The sequence below is a fragment of the Thalassotalea sp. SU-HH00458 genome (assembly GCF_040362795.1).
GTDB classification, from domain to species: Bacteria; Pseudomonadota; Gammaproteobacteria; order Enterobacterales; family Alteromonadaceae; genus Thalassotalea_H; species Thalassotalea_H castellviae.
The window spans coordinates 608,577-624,588 of record NZ_BAABWW010000001.1 but is presented as its reverse complement, the minus strand read 5'-3'; the positions used below and the strand labels follow the sequence as shown (position 1 = coordinate 624,588).

Annotated in this window: 15 protein-coding genes; 5 read left to right on the top strand and 10 right to left on the bottom strand. The window is 37.5% G+C overall.

The window, feature by feature from the left end:
- Nucleotides 1-272 precede the first annotated feature (272 nt).
- Complete coding sequence (gene folE2 / locus ABXH06_RS02725; protein WP_311578745.1) at nucleotides 273-1,196, bottom strand: GTP cyclohydrolase FolE2; 924 nt, start codon at nucleotides 1,194-1,196, stop codon at nucleotides 273-275.
- 292 nt (nucleotides 1,197-1,488) lie between these two features.
- On the opposite strand from folE2, the gene ABXH06_RS02720 reads away from it, so the two are divergent.
- Nucleotides 1,489-1,839: a phosphorelay protein gene (locus ABXH06_RS02720; protein WP_353517197.1), complete on the top strand. Its 351-nt coding sequence runs from the start codon at nucleotides 1,489-1,491 to the stop codon at nucleotides 1,837-1,839.
- Between the two features lie 96 nt (nucleotides 1,840-1,935).
- Here ABXH06_RS02720 and ABXH06_RS02715 read toward each other — a convergent pair whose 3' ends face one another.
- The 7 genes from ABXH06_RS02715 to ABXH06_RS02685 form a co-directional block, all read right to left on the bottom strand.
- Complete coding sequence (locus tag ABXH06_RS02715) at nucleotides 1,936-3,954, bottom strand: HAMP domain-containing methyl-accepting chemotaxis protein (RefSeq protein ID WP_353517196.1); 2,019 nt, start codon at nucleotides 3,952-3,954, stop codon at nucleotides 1,936-1,938.
- Nucleotides 3,955-4,089: 135 nt separating this feature from the next.
- Complete coding sequence (locus ABXH06_RS02710) at nucleotides 4,090-4,920, bottom strand: symmetrical bis(5'-nucleosyl)-tetraphosphatase (RefSeq protein ID WP_353517195.1); 831 nt, start codon at nucleotides 4,918-4,920, stop codon at nucleotides 4,090-4,092.
- Between the two features lie 2 nt (nucleotides 4,921-4,922).
- Complete coding sequence (apaG, locus tag ABXH06_RS02705) at nucleotides 4,923-5,342, bottom strand: Co2+/Mg2+ efflux facilitator ApaG/CorD (RefSeq protein ID WP_353517194.1); 420 nt, start codon at nucleotides 5,340-5,342, stop codon at nucleotides 4,923-4,925.
- Nucleotide 5,343: 1 nt separating this feature from the next.
- On the bottom strand, nucleotides 5,344-6,171 hold the full coding sequence (gene rsmA, locus ABXH06_RS02700; protein WP_353517193.1) for a 16S rRNA (adenine(1518)-N(6)/adenine(1519)-N(6))-dimethyltransferase RsmA: 828 nt from the start codon (nucleotides 6,169-6,171) through the stop codon (nucleotides 5,344-5,346).
- Nucleotides 6,172-6,226: 55 nt separating this feature from the next.
- Nucleotides 6,227-7,210, bottom strand: coding sequence for a 4-hydroxythreonine-4-phosphate dehydrogenase PdxA (gene pdxA, locus ABXH06_RS02695; RefSeq protein WP_353517192.1), 984 nt, complete (start codon nucleotides 7,208-7,210; stop codon nucleotides 6,227-6,229).
- The gene (gene surA / locus ABXH06_RS02690) at nucleotides 7,210-8,508 is read right to left on the bottom strand and encodes a peptidylprolyl isomerase SurA (RefSeq protein WP_311578724.1); all 1,299 of its coding nucleotides are present in this window, start codon (nucleotides 8,506-8,508) and stop codon (nucleotides 7,210-7,212) included. Before surA ends, pdxA begins: the two co-directional genes overlap by 1 nt.
- Before the next feature lie 19 nt (nucleotides 8,509-8,527).
- Entirely contained in the window at nucleotides 8,528-10,807 is a 2,280-nt protein-coding gene (locus tag ABXH06_RS02685) for an LPS-assembly protein LptD (RefSeq protein WP_311578721.1), read from the bottom strand.
- 135 nt (nucleotides 10,808-10,942) lie between these two features.
- Here ABXH06_RS02685 and ABXH06_RS02680 point away from each other — a divergent pair, with 135 nt between their 5' ends.
- From ABXH06_RS02680 to ABXH06_RS02665, 4 genes are all read left to right on the top strand, one after another.
- Nucleotides 10,943-11,956: an aminoglycoside phosphotransferase family protein gene (locus ABXH06_RS02680; RefSeq protein WP_503012474.1), complete on the top strand. Its 1,014-nt coding sequence runs from the start codon at nucleotides 10,943-10,945 to the stop codon at nucleotides 11,954-11,956.
- Nucleotides 11,953-12,666 (top strand): N-acetylmuramate alpha-1-phosphate uridylyltransferase MurU, encoded by a 714-nt coding sequence (murU, locus tag ABXH06_RS02675; protein ID WP_353517190.1) that lies wholly within the window; start codon nucleotides 11,953-11,955, stop codon nucleotides 12,664-12,666. The genes ABXH06_RS02680 and murU overlap by 4 nt, the downstream gene beginning before the upstream one ends.
- Complete coding sequence (gene djlA, locus ABXH06_RS02670; RefSeq protein ID WP_353517189.1) at nucleotides 12,667-13,464, top strand: co-chaperone DjlA; 798 nt, start codon at nucleotides 12,667-12,669, stop codon at nucleotides 13,462-13,464.
- A gap of 109 nt (nucleotides 13,465-13,573) precedes the next feature.
- Nucleotides 13,574-14,122 (top strand): lipid-binding SYLF domain-containing protein, encoded by a 549-nt coding sequence (locus ABXH06_RS02665; RefSeq protein WP_311578710.1) that lies wholly within the window; start codon nucleotides 13,574-13,576, stop codon nucleotides 14,120-14,122.
- Between the two features lie 91 nt (nucleotides 14,123-14,213).
- Here ABXH06_RS02665 and ABXH06_RS02660 read toward each other — a convergent pair whose 3' ends face one another.
- On the bottom strand, nucleotides 14,214-15,197 hold the full coding sequence (locus tag ABXH06_RS02660; RefSeq protein WP_353517188.1) for a DUF3530 family protein: 984 nt from the start codon (nucleotides 15,195-15,197) through the stop codon (nucleotides 14,214-14,216).
- A gap of 133 nt (nucleotides 15,198-15,330) precedes the next feature.
- A complete protein-coding gene (rluA, locus tag ABXH06_RS02655) occupies nucleotides 15,331-15,963 on the bottom strand; it encodes a bifunctional tRNA pseudouridine(32) synthase/23S rRNA pseudouridine(746) synthase RluA (protein WP_353517241.1) in 633 nt (210 codons plus the stop codon).
- Nucleotides 15,964-16,012 lie beyond the last annotated feature (49 nt).

Sequence of the window (16,012 nt, the reverse complement as noted above, 5' to 3'; positions counted from 1 at the left end):
TTTTAAAGGGGTATTAGCTTCTTTTAACTGAGAATGTGCAATGTGTTATCTCGAATAAGATCAATCGTATAATCTTTTGTAGGTTATTTTTCGATAAAATGAAATTTTATTACAGTTTTTCTTTGAGAATGAAGTGCTTAGAAGTTAAATGTTTTTTATTCATATTTTATTCATCTTGTCTATACAAGACGCATTAAAGACAAGAGGGCGTTTGAGGTATAAAAAAACCAGTGTGACACTGGTTTTTTTAAGGAGTTTATAAACAGGATAGCTTATGGCTGGTAACCACCAACTACGCCTTTTGTTGTGACACTGACCGCATCATGGGCATGTAATGATTCTAAATGATTTATTTTAAGCCAGAAATCATCAAAACTAGTGGTTAAGTTCATGGCATGCTGTAGTCGACGGGCAGCATCTTCACAAAACATTAAATTTTGTCCGTTGAGTCGAGCAAACTCTTGCTCGTCTTCTCGTTTAACCGCGGCTTGAACCGGTGTTTTTAAAGCATTTTCTACCAAATCAACAATATCGGTGATCGGAAATTCTGTGGTAGCAGCGTTTAATTTAACTTTAACTTCAGCGACTGAACGTTGGCTATGTGGTGTGGCAACTACGCCATCAGTTGTACCAAGCCATTGATGGACGTCTTCAAGGTTGATGTCTTCTTGGCTGAATTTTTCTTTAAATGCTTTTTGGATCAATTGTCTCGCCAATGCCGCTGAACATGGACAGGTAGACGAATATCTTACATCGACAGCAAGCTCTATGGATAATTTGCCTTGGTTTAATAAACCCGTGATAGTAATAGGATAAGCTTTCCAACCTTGTTTACCACTAATGAGTGACTTGCGTCGTAGGTGGAAGTCACAATTAAAAACAACTTTTGCATTATCACTTAATTCTTGATGACTACTAATAAAACCGTTAAGCAAGCTAACTAACGTTTGATAATTCAATTCGTTGTTGTTTGAAAGATCATCGAGTAATAGATATAGGCGAGACATATGAATACCTTTCGCCTGAGGATCATTTAAATTAACAAAAGCGTCAACAAAAGCTGAAACCATGCGAGGAGATTCGCCTTTTGAAGCGAGCATAATAGGCATTTCTATATTACTCATACCAACCCAGTCCAATGTCCCTTCAGTTTGGGCAGTGGTATGGTTAGCAATATCAGGCATTGATGTAGACATGGTTTCTCCGAAGTGTCGTATTATGTAAAGGGCTAGGTCTCTCTAACTTCAGTCATAATAATAAGATTAAGGTGGTATTGTTAAATAATCCCTAAAGCGAGATTTTTGACATACCCGATAAAAGGCGGCTATTTTGAAGGAAATTGCCAATAAAAGCAATATAAATGGCGGGAGAGGAACATGAAATCTTGTTTATTTAATCCTACAAGCAATTCGGTTATTATTAAATCAATAATGACTTTTTTCGATGAGTTGTTACAATAGATCTAATAATAAAATAGGGAATAAATTAGTGAACAATATTAATGGGTTAGATACCGATTTACTTGCAGGGTATGTTGAGAACCTTGGTAGGGACATCGTACAACAGATGTTAGATTTATATATTCAACAATCTGTGGTGTATTTAAAAGACATTAACGAGGCGATGATTGCATGTTCACAATCTTTATGGCAAGAGTCTTGTCATAAAATGAAAGGCGCAACCGGAAGTGTTGGATTAACTTCAGTGCATGCGAAATTGGTCGCGATTGAGAAGTCAACAGACGCGTGGGACGTAAAAAAAACCTACACTAAAGAATTAGAAGCGCTAAATTTAGCCGCTATTGATAGCTTCAGTGCTTGGTTATCTGAACAAAGTTAACCAAATATCACCGATAAATAAAAGGCTAGTATTGATTCAATACTAGCCTTTGTTATTTTTGTTTTTCAACCGCGAAAAGCGGTATCTTAGTTAAACTTATAGTTTAAATTCTTGAACAGACAGTTGTAGCTCTTCAGCAAGTCTAGCTACTTCACTACTTGATTCAGCGGTTTGTTTAGAGCCAGCAGTAGTTTGTTCAGCAATCGCTACAATCGATTCTAAGTTTTCACTAATTTCATGCGCTACGGTACTTTGTTCTTCTGCAGCTGTCGCGATGGTAGAACTTCTATCAAACGCTTCATGGACCGCATGAGTAATGGTTTCCAGCGCTTTATCTGCCTCTTCACTTTGAATAACACAATCAGCCGCTTGTTTTTTACCGGTATCCATTACAGTTACTGCTTTCTCAGCACCTGTTTGTAATACTTCGATCATGTTTTGAATTTCTTGAGTTGACTCTTGTGTGCGACTAGCTAAAGTTCTAACTTCATCGGCAACAACCGCGAAACCACGACCTTGTTCACCAGCACGTGCTGCTTCAATTGCCGCGTTTAGTGCTAGCAAGTTAGTTTGTTCTGCGATACCACGAATAACGTCAAGAATACCGCCAATTGAGGCACTGTCTTGTTGAAGTTTATTAATCACTTGTGACGCGTCTTCCACTTCATTAGCCAACAATTCAATGGTTTTACGGTTTCTATCTGAGATACCTTTTACACGTTCTGCTTCGTCATCAGCCTGTTTGATTTCACCTAGGGCATCATTGGCACTTGAAAGGACACTTTGTGAAGTGCTACTCATTTCAGTAGTAGCCGATGCCGCTTGTTCTACTTGGGTTCGTTGTTCTTCAATCGCTGTGGTACTTTGTGCGGTAACGGCTGAGGTTTCTTCTGCAGCGGTAGCTAGCTGTGTTGAACGACTGACAATGCCATTAATCAAGTTTCGTAAGCTGTCGATTAATAAATTACAATTTTTAGAAAGAAGCGCGAATTCATCTTTACCGCTTTCATCAAGTTTTCTTGATAAGTCACCTGAAGAGACAATGTTCAACATCTCGTTAACACGAGTTAACGGACGGGTAATACTGATCAAGGTGAAATACGCAATAACTACCGCTAAACCTATTGAGATAACCATCAGCGTAACTGTTAATGTATTACCGTCACTGACAGAATCTGCCACTAAAGTGCTTGATGATTTTGTCGTTAAATTAGCCAGTTCTACTTGTTTAGCTAATATTGCATTCACACTTTTGGTGTCTTTTTCTGCAGCTGCAAGATTTTCTGTTGCTGAAGCTAAGGCACTAAGCTGTGTTGATTTCTGATTAAAAATACTGTCACTACTAGTTAGTAATCTTGAAAGGCTTGCAATAGAAGAGTTAACGTCATCTGCGATGTCATCAGCATTGTTTGAGTTTAATTCCGCAATAATTTCAGCAATAACGCGATTGACATCATTAAAAGAGTTATTGATTTCTTTTTCGACGATTTCAGCTGATTGTGGATTAATCAGGCCGCGATACTCTAATGCTGATGAAACAATCGCATTAAGATAAGTTTCCAGTTGTTCACCTAACTCAACAGCTCTTCGTAATTTGGTATCCGCTAAATCATGATCCGCTAAATCAAGCATCAGCGTTGTTGTGTCATCCGCTTTTTCTTCTAATAAGTCAACATTATCAATTAATAAAGTGCGTTGTTCGATACTCGTTTTTCTACTGGCAAAGACCGCATCAATGTCACTTTGTAATGTTGAATAAACACTGTCGACTTTATTTAAGTTGCTTAATAGACTTTGTTCATTTTTGACAATGACTTTTAATTTTTTCAGGTGATTTGAAAAGCTTGTATTTAATTCATTATAACTTGCTAGGTTGCCTGATAAAGGAGCAAGTTCGGTTTGATAATAAGCTCTAAGTGTTAAGTTGCCAATTTGAATTAATTCGTTGGCTAATTCTGTACTACCACTTAATGTTGGAATAGCCAATTCGCTTTGTGTTGAGGTAGCGTCATTAATATTATTTAAATTACTTAGTGAAATAACACTCGTAATTATCAGTAAAAGCGAAATAATGGCGAAGCCACCAATTATTTTCATTGCAACAGTTAAGTTCATTTACGTCACCAATTGTATATAGTTAGGATTTTAGTGAAATATGTCCTTATTATTCGTTTTCGAAACGTATGATAATAAAAATAATACTCCCCTGAAAGATTAGTATACCAATCTTTATATGATTTTCATCTTTAGTTATTGCTTTATCGCAAGTTTTTTATGTGAACCTTCAATAAATAAGGCTTTATCATGCCAACGTAAAAGCGTGAGATGCCCACCCCAAACGCAGCCAGTGTCTAATGCATATAGGCCTTTGACATTAATTTTTCCCATTAACGCGGCCCAATGACCGAAGATCCAGTGACTCTTTTTAAGCTGATTTTTTGTTAAAAGAAACCAAGGTTTTAAGTTTTTTGCAGCATCTTCCGGGGCTGTTTTACAATGAAAGTCTAATTTTCCATTGAGATAACAGTATCTCATACGCGTTAGACCGTTGATTGTGTACCTAAACTTTTCTGTTTTTGTTTCTGCTTTCTGCCAATCATTTGGTTTTTCGCCATACATTCGACTTAACCACTTTTCACGCTCAGCTGATTGAATATTTTTTTCAGCAACTTTTGCCGCTGCTATTGCTTGGGGAATTGTCCATTGAGGTGGTAGGCCTGCATGTGACATATACACATCTTCACCGGGTAATTTTCTTAATAATGGTTGTTGTGCTATCCAATTAATGATTTCTTTAACATCAGGTGCTGATAATAAGGTATCGAGGTGGTCAGATTTTTTAGCTTTTTTTATGCCAGCATGGATGGCTAATAGGTGGAGATCATGATTCCCTAATACGGCTTTGACGCTATCACCTAGCGACATTAAATATTTCATTGTTTTATAGGAGTCTGGACCGCGCGCAACCATATCTCCTGCGACCCATAATTGGTCGTGTTTTGCAGCGAAATTCACTTGCTTTAGCAATGCTTTTAATTCGCTGTAACATCCTTGAATATCACCAACAAAATAAATCGCCATAATTAATTGAGTATATTTGGTAAAGCTAAACGAAAAACTGGTATTTCAACTTGGATATTTTTATTGTGCTCGGTAAGCATTTGATAATGCCCTTGCATAGTGCCTACCGGAGTTTTTAATACACAACCGCTCGTATAAACAAATGATTTAGATGGCGGAATTACCGGTTGCTTTCCAATAACGCCTTCTCCAGCAACCGTAGACGTATCTTTATTAGCATCTGTGATTAGCCAATATCGTGTCAGTAGTTTAACACTCTCTTCAGTATTGTTTGTTATGGTAATGGTGTAGCTAAACACGTAGCGTTTTTCAAGTTCATTTGAATGCTCAGGAATATAATTGGTTTCAATTGAAACCTTTACGTTCGAGTTTTCACTAGGAACTGGGTTTTGTTCTATTAGAGAAGATAAAAAATCAGTCATATTAAGTACTAATAGGTTTGTCCGTTACCGGGTTATCGGTAATATAATTTGCCAGTTTAATATAGTCATCTAATGCTAAATTTTCCGGGCGTAAAGTTGGGTCAAGATCTAACGCAATTAACTGTTCAACAGGTATCAGTTTTTTGAAGCTATTTCTGATAGTTTTTCTCCGTTGATTAAAAGCAGTTAAACAAACATGATTGAGCGCTTTTAAATCTTTAACAGGATTTTTAATCGTTTTATGCGGAATCAATCGAACAATGGCAGAATCAACTTTCGGTGGTGGCATAAAAGCTTCAGGGCCAATTTCCATCACTGGCATTACTTGGCATTGATATTGGGTCATGATAGATAATCGACCAAAAGCTTTACAGTTATGTCCCGAAGCCATGCGCTCGACAACTTCTTTTTGCAGCATAAAATGCATATCTTTTACTTTATCTTTAAAAGACAGTAAATGAAAAATAAGCGGTGTTGAAATATTATAGGGTAAATTACCGAAAATTCTTAATGGTTTGTCATCGGTTGCTAAACTAGCAAAATCAAACTTTAAGGCATCTTGTTCGTAAATGGTTAAATGTTTGGCTAAAAAAGGATGATGACGTAAACGGTGCGCTAAATCGCGATCGAGTTCTACAACAGAGATATCACCTGCACGCTCGATCACTGGCTCAGTTAGTGCGCCTAAACCAGGGCCAATCTCTATTAAGTTTTCGTTGGGCTCGGGATTAATAGCATCAACAATTTGACTGATAATAGCGTCATTGTGAAGAAAGTTTTGCCCAAATCTTTTTTTAGCTTGGTGACCTAAATGTGAGTTTTTGCTCATTATTTTCTCTAAATTACACTAAGTGTTCGTATCGTGTGATCACTTAGTGTGTATATTAAGCTTGATTGTTCGCTAATGTTATTGCTGTATTTATCGCCTGATAAAAACTGCCAGCATCCGCTTGTCCTGTTCCTGCTAACTCAACGGCTGTACCGTGATCAACTGATGTACGAATAAAAGGTAAGCCTAAAGTGATGTTTACTGACTTGCCAAAACCTTTATATTTTAATACAGGTAAGCCTTGGTCGTGATACATGCTTAAAATGGCATCGGCTTGTGATAAATATTTTTCTTGAAAGATGGTATCGGCAGGTAAAGGACCAATGGCATTAATTCCTTCAGCACGTAATTCATCCAACGCCGGATTCATGACTTCAATTTCTTCTCGGCCTAAATGACCATCTTCTCCAGCATGGGGATTAATTCCGCATACATAAATTTTAGGTGCGGCAATACCAAATTTTGTGACTAAATCATGGTGCAGAATTTGGGTGACTTTTTTTAGTCGCTCAACGGTAATTGCTTTTGAGACATATTGCAGAGGAATATGTGTAGTGACTAAGGCAACACGTAATCCTTCTGTTGCTAACATCATTACCACATCGCTACAATTTGCTTGATGGGCAAAGTATTCTGTATGGCCACTAAATGCGATACCTGCTTTGTTAATAAGCCCCTTATGAACCGGTCCTGTCACGACAGCATCAAAATCACCATTGATATTTTTTTCACAGGCAATACGTAATGTTTCAACAACATAATGTCCGTTTGCAGAATCGAGTTCACCAATAATACAAGGTGCATCCAACTCAATTGGTAATATCGTCAACGTATTTGCTTGATGTGGCGTTGCTGCAAGTGATTCATCATAAATAATAAAATTTAATTCGACATTGAGTGCTTTTGCTCTATCTCTTAGCAGCTGTTCTGAAGCCACGACAATAATTTGTTCTGGCCAGTCTTTTTGGGCCATCTCAATAATAAGATCTGGACCAATACCCGCTGGTTCCCCCGGTGTGACTGCTATTCGTCTCACCATTATTCTGAGTCCTGTGCTAAAATTTCGATGTATGCTTCATCGCGTAATTCTTTGATCCAACGCGCGCTTTCCATGCCAAATTTACGTTGATATAACAGTTGATGTGCTTTATTTTCATTCATTTGTTTGGTGGCATCTAATGTACGACGGCCAGTTAATTCAGCAATGTGCCAACCAAAGGATGAACGGAACGGTTGACTGACTTCATCAACATTGAGTGCCGCAAGCGCTGATGAAAAAGCTGGGTCGTAAGATCTTGGATCGGCCCAACCTAGCTCTCCACCTTTAACGGATGTTGGACCGTCAGAATACTCTTTTGCTAAATCTGCAAAGTCAGCTTCTCCTGAGATAATTTGTTCTCTTAAGCCTTTTAATGTTTCTTCTGCTTTCGCTTCACTTAAAATAATAGATGGCGTAATTAAGATATGACGTGCGTTTACTTCTTCAATTTCAACGACTTGACGGCCGCGAATGTCGACAACTTTAACAATGCTGTATCCTAGCCCTGTTCTAATTGGACCTAATACCGTGCCCTTATCTTTTCCTTCGATAATCTCTGAGAATAGAGTGGGCATTTCGTTGATGTTTTTCCAGCCTAAATCTCCCCCTTCAAGGGCTTTAGCACCACCAGAAGATGCGATGGCGATACGAGCAAAATCACTACCGTCATTTAATAATGCGATAACTTTTTCAGCGCGCACTTTTGCAGCATTCATGTCTTCTTGGTTTGGCTCAGGTGGAAATTCTATTAAGATATGACCTAAACGATATTCAACATCGCTATTGGTTTGTTCTTTCATGACTGAAAGTAAGTTGGCAATTTCTTGCGGTGAAATGTAAATACGACGACGAACGCTGCTGCGGCGAACTTCACCTGAAATTAATTCTTTACGAACATTTTCTCGATATTTTTCGTAATCGATATTGTCTTTTACAATGGCTTGGCGAAATTGTTCCAGGGTTAAGTTATTTTCTCTCGCCATATTGCTTATTGTTTCGTCAAGCTGGGCATCACTTACCTGAACCCCCATTCGATTACCTATTTCTAATACCAATGTATCATCAATGAGTTTATCAATAACTTGAACACGTAAAGCTTTATCGCGGGGTAAAGTTTGGTTGTTTTTTTCTGCTTGCTGTTTAATGTTATCAATTAATTCAGTAACTTCAGATTCAAGTACCACACCGGTATTAACGATGACAGCAACACGATCTAGTTCAACTTCTTTTGCTAAGCTTAATGAACTAACACTTAAGGTTGCAATCGTTAAGGTAAAAATTTTAAATAAGGTTTTCATGTAATTTTGATTTCTTCATCTAATTGTTGAGAAAATAGGGGCGTTTATAGCCAAAAATACTTTCGTTGAACATTTCATCGGTATTTATTGGTTGTTGACTACCACCTAATCCTTTAATGATAAACTGTACCATAAATCCACTATCGAATTCATCGCGGTTTTCATTAATAAAGTCTTCTTCATCGATATTCGAGTTGATATGGCGATGATACGCAAAACGTATCGCCCAACAACAACTTTCATATTGAAATCCTGCATAGGTTTCAAGGCTACGCTTATTTTGTAAGTCTTGAGCGATACGTCCAACAAATTGCCAATCTTTATTTATCGTAAAGTTTGCCAAAAGGGATGCTTGCTCTAACTTAGTACCTGAGACACTACGACTGTATCTATGGTTCAATTGTATTGAGTGATTATTTGTAAATAAGTAATCTAAGCTAGTTTGGCTTTTATTGGTAATGTTATCTTTGGTGTTATATTGAATATCACCACTAAACTGCCAATTTCGACTTAATTGAATAAATACTTCACTCGCTAGCGCTGATTCATCGGCTGCGATACCTTGTTCGGCATCAACAGCAATATTACTGTTATTTAAATAGACGATTCGCCCGACACTCATACGAAACAATTCAATACTTGACGGGTCTAAAATTCGGCTTGTTACCCCCCATGAATATTGATTCGCTTTCGCGATACGATCTATTCCGCTAAAACGTTTATCTCTAAATAAGCCACTAAAATCATCTTGTAATGTCGCAGTATCATAAACGCCAATCATCGATTGATCTTTATCTGGAACGTAAAGGTATTGAATTTGTGGCTCTAAGGTTTGTGTGTAGTTTTGTTCAAATAAAGGCATGTCACGATCAAAGTTAACGCCACCATGAAAACGCACTTTTGGGATCGTTCGGTTGACACTTTCTTGTAACTTGCTGGTTGAGGATAACCTGCTTTGACGGTAATTCGTTTGTAATAATTTAAACTCTGAATTTAAGAACCATGCGGGGCTAGATATTGGAAAAATCGCCCCTGCTTCAAAGTGATATCGCTCTGCTTCAGGTAAATCTCTATTAGAAGTAGTGAAACGAGTCATTTCTGAATAAAGGTCGAACTGCCCATTTAAAAAGGGTAGAGGCTGAAAACTATTTAATTCAATGTGTGGAACCGTTCTATAACTGGTTTTATGTTCACCAAGTATTTCAAAATCTTGCAGTTGAATTTTAGCTTGCCAATTTTTTTCAAAAAAAGCGAGTTCGCCCACTTGATAAAGGTAAGCATCATTGGAGTTATATTGATTACTTTTAATATCGACTAAATAGTTGTCATCACTAATGGTTGTGTAATCGACATAGGCGCGATAGTTGTCAGAAAAAGTACCGGTATGTTGAAATCTTGCTAGATATCGTGGGTCATTATTCGCTTTTAATTCGTCATCTTTATTTAGGTATTCAATATTGAAGGAGCCGTTTTGCAGTCCTGACAAATAACGAAGTTCTGTCAGTAACTGAGTACCACGTTTTGACATGTATCTAGGGGTGATAGTGGCATCTACATTTGGCGCAATATTCCAATAATAAGGAATTTCGATCTCAAGCCCTGAACGTTTCGTGGTGCTAATTTTAGGGTATAAAAAGCCTGATTTTCTTTCATTATTAACAGGGAAAGTAAAATAAGGAATGTAAAGTACTGGAATATCAAAGACTTTAAAGCGAGCGTTATAGGCTTCACCGTAGTTTTCACTCACCGAAATATTAATTTCACTGGCCTTCATTTGCCAATCGGGTGTTTCGCCGTAACAAGTTGTAAAACTCGAATCAATTAAAGACAGAGTACCATCAGTATTTACCGATATTTCTGCAGCACTTCCGTGGCCAGGATTTCCCGCAAGTTGGTAAGACGAGTTTGATAATAAGGTGGCTTGCATTGCTTTACTGGCACTTAATTGAGAAGCAAAAATATCAACGCCTTGGTTTTGGAAATGAATATTGCCTTGTGCATTAATTAAAGCATTTTCACGATTTATTTCTATATCATCCGCTTTAATGGTATGAGCTTGATTGAATAATGTTACTCCTCCTGAAAATTTCGCCACTTGATTTTTTTTGATCATCGATGATTTTGATAAAATATTTAGAGCATTGAGGTCAAAATTATTATCCAATGTACCGATTGGCGGATGCACAGGAATAGGACAGCTAATCGCACTGTTATTTAGAACATTTTCAGCTTGAGCAGAAACGGTATTTGTTATCAGGGTGCCAATAAAAAATAATAGCAATGTGCGGGAAAAAGGCATTAAAAATCCGATAAGTGAAATTCATTTTTACGCATTTTGCGTATCAGAAGATATTTTAACGTTAAACGCATTAATAATATAGCAATTTTCTTTGTCATGCGAATTGGTTATATTGGCTGCTATAGATAGTGATAGGTGGTATTTTTGGAAAATTTAAGGCAAAAGCAATTAACGCAGTGGTTAATGGACTTTTTTTTACTAGAGAAGTGCGTATTAACTTCGATGAATGGTGACGCGGGATTTCGACGCTATTTTCGTTTTCAGAAAGATGAACAGTCGTTTATTGCGGTAGACTCTCCTGTTGATAAATGTAATAACTCCGCGTTTTTATCTGTACAAAAGCAATTAACACAAGTAGGAGTTAAGGTACCAGAAGTACTTGCTTGTGATGAACAGCAAGGTTTTATGTGTTTAAGTGATTTGGGCAATTGCGAATTGTCAACCGTGTTAACGTTAGACAATATGGCTAAATACTATCAGCAAGCAATATTGTTATTGCCAAAAATCGCATCCATATCTCAACAGAATTTACCTGTTTATGATAAGGCATTTGTCCAATTAGAATTGGATATATTTTCAAAATGGTTACTCCATAAACATTTAGATATTCAACTGACGCACGAACAAGAAACACAATTACAAACCTGTTTTGACTTTCTTATTAGCAATGCACTGGAACAACCGCAAGTGGTGATGCATAGAGACTTTCATAGTCGAAACTTAATGCTGGTCGACAATGAATTAGCGGTTATTGATTTTCAAGACGCGGTAATTGGCCCTATTACGTATGACGTTGTTTCATTATTGCGTGATTGTTATGTGAAGTGGCCTCGAGAACAAGTCATGCCTTTATTGGATTATTTTGTTGGTAAAATGTCATCGCAGTTTTCGTTGCAACATATTAATGCGCAACAATGGCAACAGTGGTTTGATTTGATGGGATTACAACGTCATATAAAAGCTAGCGGTATTTTCGCACGTCTATATCATCGTGATGGCAAGCCCGGCTATTTGAGTGATATCCCGTTAACCTTGTCATATATTGTTGATATTAGTGCACAATATCCAGAGTGTTATTTTCTTGAATCATTAGTGACCAATACGGTCATGCCTAAGTTATCTCAAAAAATGGCGGAAGCAGCAGTATGAAAGCAATGATTTTAGCCGCGGGTCGTGGCGAAAGAATGCGACCTTTAACCGATCATCTTCCTAAACCCTTACTCAAGGTTGCGGGTATTCCATTGATTGAATATCACATCAAGAAATTAGCAAATATTGGTGTCAGCGATATCGTCATTAACCTCGCATGGCTTGGAGAATGTATTGTTGATTATTTGCAAAACGGTGAAAAATTTGGGGTGAATATTCAGTACAGCTGGGAGAAGGATGGTGCGTTAGAAACAGCTGGTGGCATTATCAAAGCTTTGCCGAAGTTAGCAGAGAAAAACGAACCTTTTTTAGTGGTCAATGGCGATATATATATCGATTATGATTTCTCGCAATTACCCAAGTTAACAGAACAACAACAAGCGCACTTATGGTTGGTAGATAATCCTGCACATAATTTGTCCGGCGACTTTTTTTTAAAAGATGGCGTGTTACAGAGTAAGCAGCAAGCTGAAATGGAAGGAGAAACAGCATTACAGCAACACTGCTTTACCTTTAGTGGCATTGGCTTATATCGACCGTCACTTTTTCAGGCTTATCTCGAAAATAAAGTAATGCCATTAGCACCCATTTTAAAAGCGGCCATGGAAAAACAGCAAATTAGCGGAGAAAAATTGTCTGGCTTATGGACAGATGTTGGTACGCCAGAACGATTGCAACAACTTAATAAACACATACAGGGCAAGGGATAAATGAGGATTTGGGGTAAAGTATTTGGTTTTTTATTTGGCTTTATGTTGAGTAAAAATATTTTTGGTGCTCTGTTAGGATTATGGTTAGGACATCGTTTTGATCAAGGCAGTGGCTTTGACTTTGACGGACTCGCCAAACAAACCGACGAAACTCGTCAGGCGAATTTCTTTTATAGCACTTTTGCGGCCATGGGGTTTGTTGCTAAGGCTAACGGCCAAGTAACACAACATGAAATTGCTTTTGCTAGCGCTTATATGGATAAGCTGGGCTTAAATAGCGAAATGAAACAACAAGCGCAAGATGCTTTTCGAGAAGGGAAAATGGCGGGTTTTCCACTTGATGAACAATTAAAAAAGTTCAAACGTAGTTGTTTTAATCGACAAGATTTATTGTTACTTTTTCTTGAGATCCAAATCCAAGTAGCGTTTGCCGATGGTGATTTAGATATCGCTGAGCGAGAAGCGTTACACCGTATCGCCAAAATTTTAGGCTTTTCAGTTCATCAGTTAGACCAATTATTAGAGATGATCATCGCTGGCGCTAATTTTCATCAACAAAGTGCTAAAGGTCCTGCTACGACACAACAGTTAGATAATGCTTATAAGTTATTAGGGGTGAATAAATCTAGTACAAGTCAAGAAATCAAAAAAGCTTATCGTAAATTGATGGCACAACATCACCCAGATAAATTAGTTGCGAAGGGGTTACCGCCAGAAATGATGGATGTTGCTAAACAAAAAACACAGGATATTCAAGCCGCTTATGAAATGGTTACTGAAATCAAGAAAGGAAGTTAACGATATTCAACTAAACTTATAAATTATTGAACAGGGCCTCAGGTGTTTTTACTGAGCAGTTGAAGTTGTATTTTGAATATTAGAGTTTATTTCACGTAAGGAAAGTTTAATGAAAAAATATTTAATAGTTATGATCTGCGCATTGATATCGTTGAATGTACTCGCGGATAAACAAGCTGATCGACAAGAAGTGCTTGATATGAGTAAAGACGTATTAGCTAAACTTTATCAAGAAGAGCCGAGCGTAAAAGAAAAAATAGCGGAGGCAAAAGGTTATGCTGTGTTTTCAAATATTGGTGTTAATTTAGTCTTTTTTTCTGCTGGAGGCGGTAGTGGAGTCGTACATGATAATCAATCAGGTAAGAATACATATATGAATATGGGCTCTGCAGGCATTGGAATAGGCTTTGGAGTAAAAGACTTTAGTGCCGTGTTTATTTTCCATACTCGCGATGCCTTAAATGACTTTATTGAATACGGCTGGGATTTTTCAGGTCAAGCGGATGTTGCTGCAAAATCAGGTAAAAAAGGCGCAGAAGGCAGTAAAGCTGTCACTGTGGTAAACGGCGTGTCAATTTATCAAATGACCGAGAATGGATTAGCGTTACAAGCCACTTTACAAGGGACAAAATATTGGGTTGATTCTGATCTTAATTAATTTTCACATTGTTCTGAAAACGTCATTTCCAATCAAGACTCATTACCTAAAGCGTTTATTTAAATAAACGCTTTTTTATACAGGGTTAAACTTACCAGCCAATTGATTTTAGCCAGCCGTTAATCGCTTTAATTAGTGGCATTGAAGGGTAATAGCCGGTACGGGTATTGTAAATTTTCATTTGTCTAAAATTAGACTTTAATTCTTGGTTGACGAATTTTTTTCTTAATTTTAGGCTGCTGTCAACTAAGTGGTTATCAGCTTTTAGGTATAAATCCAGTACAGGTAGTTCTAATAAGGATAAGCTTTTAGCTGAGCTAACATTCGTTTGGGTATCATTTAAATGTGCACTTAACATAATTAATGCTGTTGGCTGTTCAGCTAATTCTTCTTGATAAATATTGAGCAATAACGCAGCGTGGTGTCCCTCGGCGACAATAACGATAATTCCGGGATAACTTTTTGCCTTTGTCATCACGGCGGATACTAGGTTAGCAAGTTGCTGCTGATATTCTGTGAGAATCTTGTTGTTGTCTTCTTCTCTAGCTGTTTGACTGATTGCCTGCGATGGATAATTGTTAGGCTTGTTGGGGGGTAAAATACTGATAGTAGTCCAACCTTGATCCGGTAAATTATTTCTTAAAGCATTTAATGCTTTTGGACTCGCGGCGGTTTGTTGCCAATCAGGTAATAAAATCATCACGCCTTTATTGCTGATCGCATTATTGGTGTTTACCAAAGTAATATGGTCATTTGGCCCCACCAACATTGGTTGAATAATTTCAGCAGGTAAGTAATGTTCAAGATCATTTTTTTTATTGATAAAGGTATCAATAGGAGCGCTGATATCAATATTACTTCTTAGCGCTTTTTTAGTGGCTGATGCTGTTTCATCTTCCGTTTCGCTTGTTGAAGCTTCTTCTTGCTTGTCTTGTTTTGTTTCTTCTGGTTGTGTTGTTTGTTCGGCGGTTTTATTGTCGTTATTTTCTGCTTGCACGGCAGCGGCAAGATTAGTCATCGCCAATAAAAAGCAGACAAAAATTACTGTGATTAACCGTAATGAATGACGAGTCACAACTGTCCTATAAAAATTATTAAACATATTGAAATTTATATCGGCCATTTTGCCATTTTCTCCATTAGATTATCTTTAGTCGATAGAATCAAATGGTTTTTAGGGGTAGTTTTAAAAACTATTTGTAAGAAAATCAATTGAATGGGCAAGTGGCGTTAAAGGTAATGGATTGCTTTGTCACAGGATGCGTTATTGTTAACCACTGTGCGTGAAGTTGTAACCTTGGACTAATAGTAAGCGCCTTATCATGGGCATAAAGTCGATCACCTAAAATCGGATGACCTAAAGACAGCATATGTACTCGCAATTGATGAGAACGACCCGTTACAGGGGTTAACTCAACTAAGGTTGAATTTTCTTGATACGATAAAACCCGATAATGGGTTAGAGATTTTTTACCGTGTTGATGATCAACTTTTTGTTTTGGGCGATTCGGCCAATCACAAATTAACGGTTGATCGACTGAGCCTGTTTGGTTTTCTACTTTACCGTATACTCGAGCGATATATGACTTTTGGGTCTGACGTTTTTCAAATTGACGACTGATCTCAACATGTGCCGGTTTATTTAATGCCATTAAAATAATACCGGAAGTTGCCATATCTAAACGGTGAACGATTGTGGCGGTTGGTAATATTGTTTGGACACGATTTTGTAAGCAATCTTTATGTTCAGCTAAACGGCCAGGAACCGTAAGTAGGCCGCTTGGTTTATTTAACACCACTATATCGTCATCTTGATAAACTATATCAAGATAAGGCGTCATCGGTGGGCGATAAATAAAATCAGGATTTGCGGCCAATCTCTACTCTCTT

Excerpts from the sequence above, each read along its gene's own strand:
- folE2 (WP_311578745.1), bottom strand. The coding sequence starts at position 1,196 with ATGTCTACATCAATGCCTGATATTGCTAACCATACCACTGCCCAAACT.
- ABXH06_RS02715 (WP_353517196.1), bottom strand. The coding sequence starts at position 3,954 with ATGAACTTAACTGTTGCAATGAAAATAATTGGTGGCTTCGCCATTATT.
- ABXH06_RS02710 (WP_353517195.1), bottom strand. The coding sequence starts at position 4,920 with ATGGCGATTTATTTTGTTGGTGATATTCAAGGATGTTACAGCGAATTA.
- apaG (WP_353517194.1), bottom strand. The coding sequence starts at position 5,342 with ATGACTGATTTTTTATCTTCTCTAATAGAACAAAACCCAGTTCCTAGT.
- rsmA (WP_353517193.1), bottom strand. The coding sequence starts at position 6,171 with ATGAGCAAAAACTCACATTTAGGTCACCAAGCTAAAAAAAGATTTGGG.
- pdxA (WP_353517192.1), bottom strand. The coding sequence starts at position 7,210 with ATGGTGAGACGAATAGCAGTCACACCGGGGGAACCAGCGGGTATTGGT.
- surA (WP_311578724.1), bottom strand. The coding sequence starts at position 8,508 with ATGAAAACCTTATTTAAAATTTTTACCTTAACGATTGCAACCTTAAGT.
- ABXH06_RS02685 (WP_311578721.1), bottom strand. The coding sequence starts at position 10,807 with ATGCCTTTTTCCCGCACATTGCTATTATTTTTTATTGGCACCCTGATA.
- murU (WP_353517190.1), top strand. The coding sequence starts at position 11,953 with ATGAAAGCAATGATTTTAGCCGCGGGTCGTGGCGAAAGAATGCGACCT.
- djlA (WP_353517189.1), top strand. The coding sequence starts at position 12,667 with ATGAGGATTTGGGGTAAAGTATTTGGTTTTTTATTTGGCTTTATGTTG.
- ABXH06_RS02665 (WP_311578710.1), top strand. The coding sequence starts at position 13,574 with ATGAAAAAATATTTAATAGTTATGATCTGCGCATTGATATCGTTGAAT.
- rluA (WP_353517241.1), bottom strand. The coding sequence starts at position 15,963 with ATGACGCCTTATCTTGATATAGTTTATCAAGATGACGATATAGTGGTG.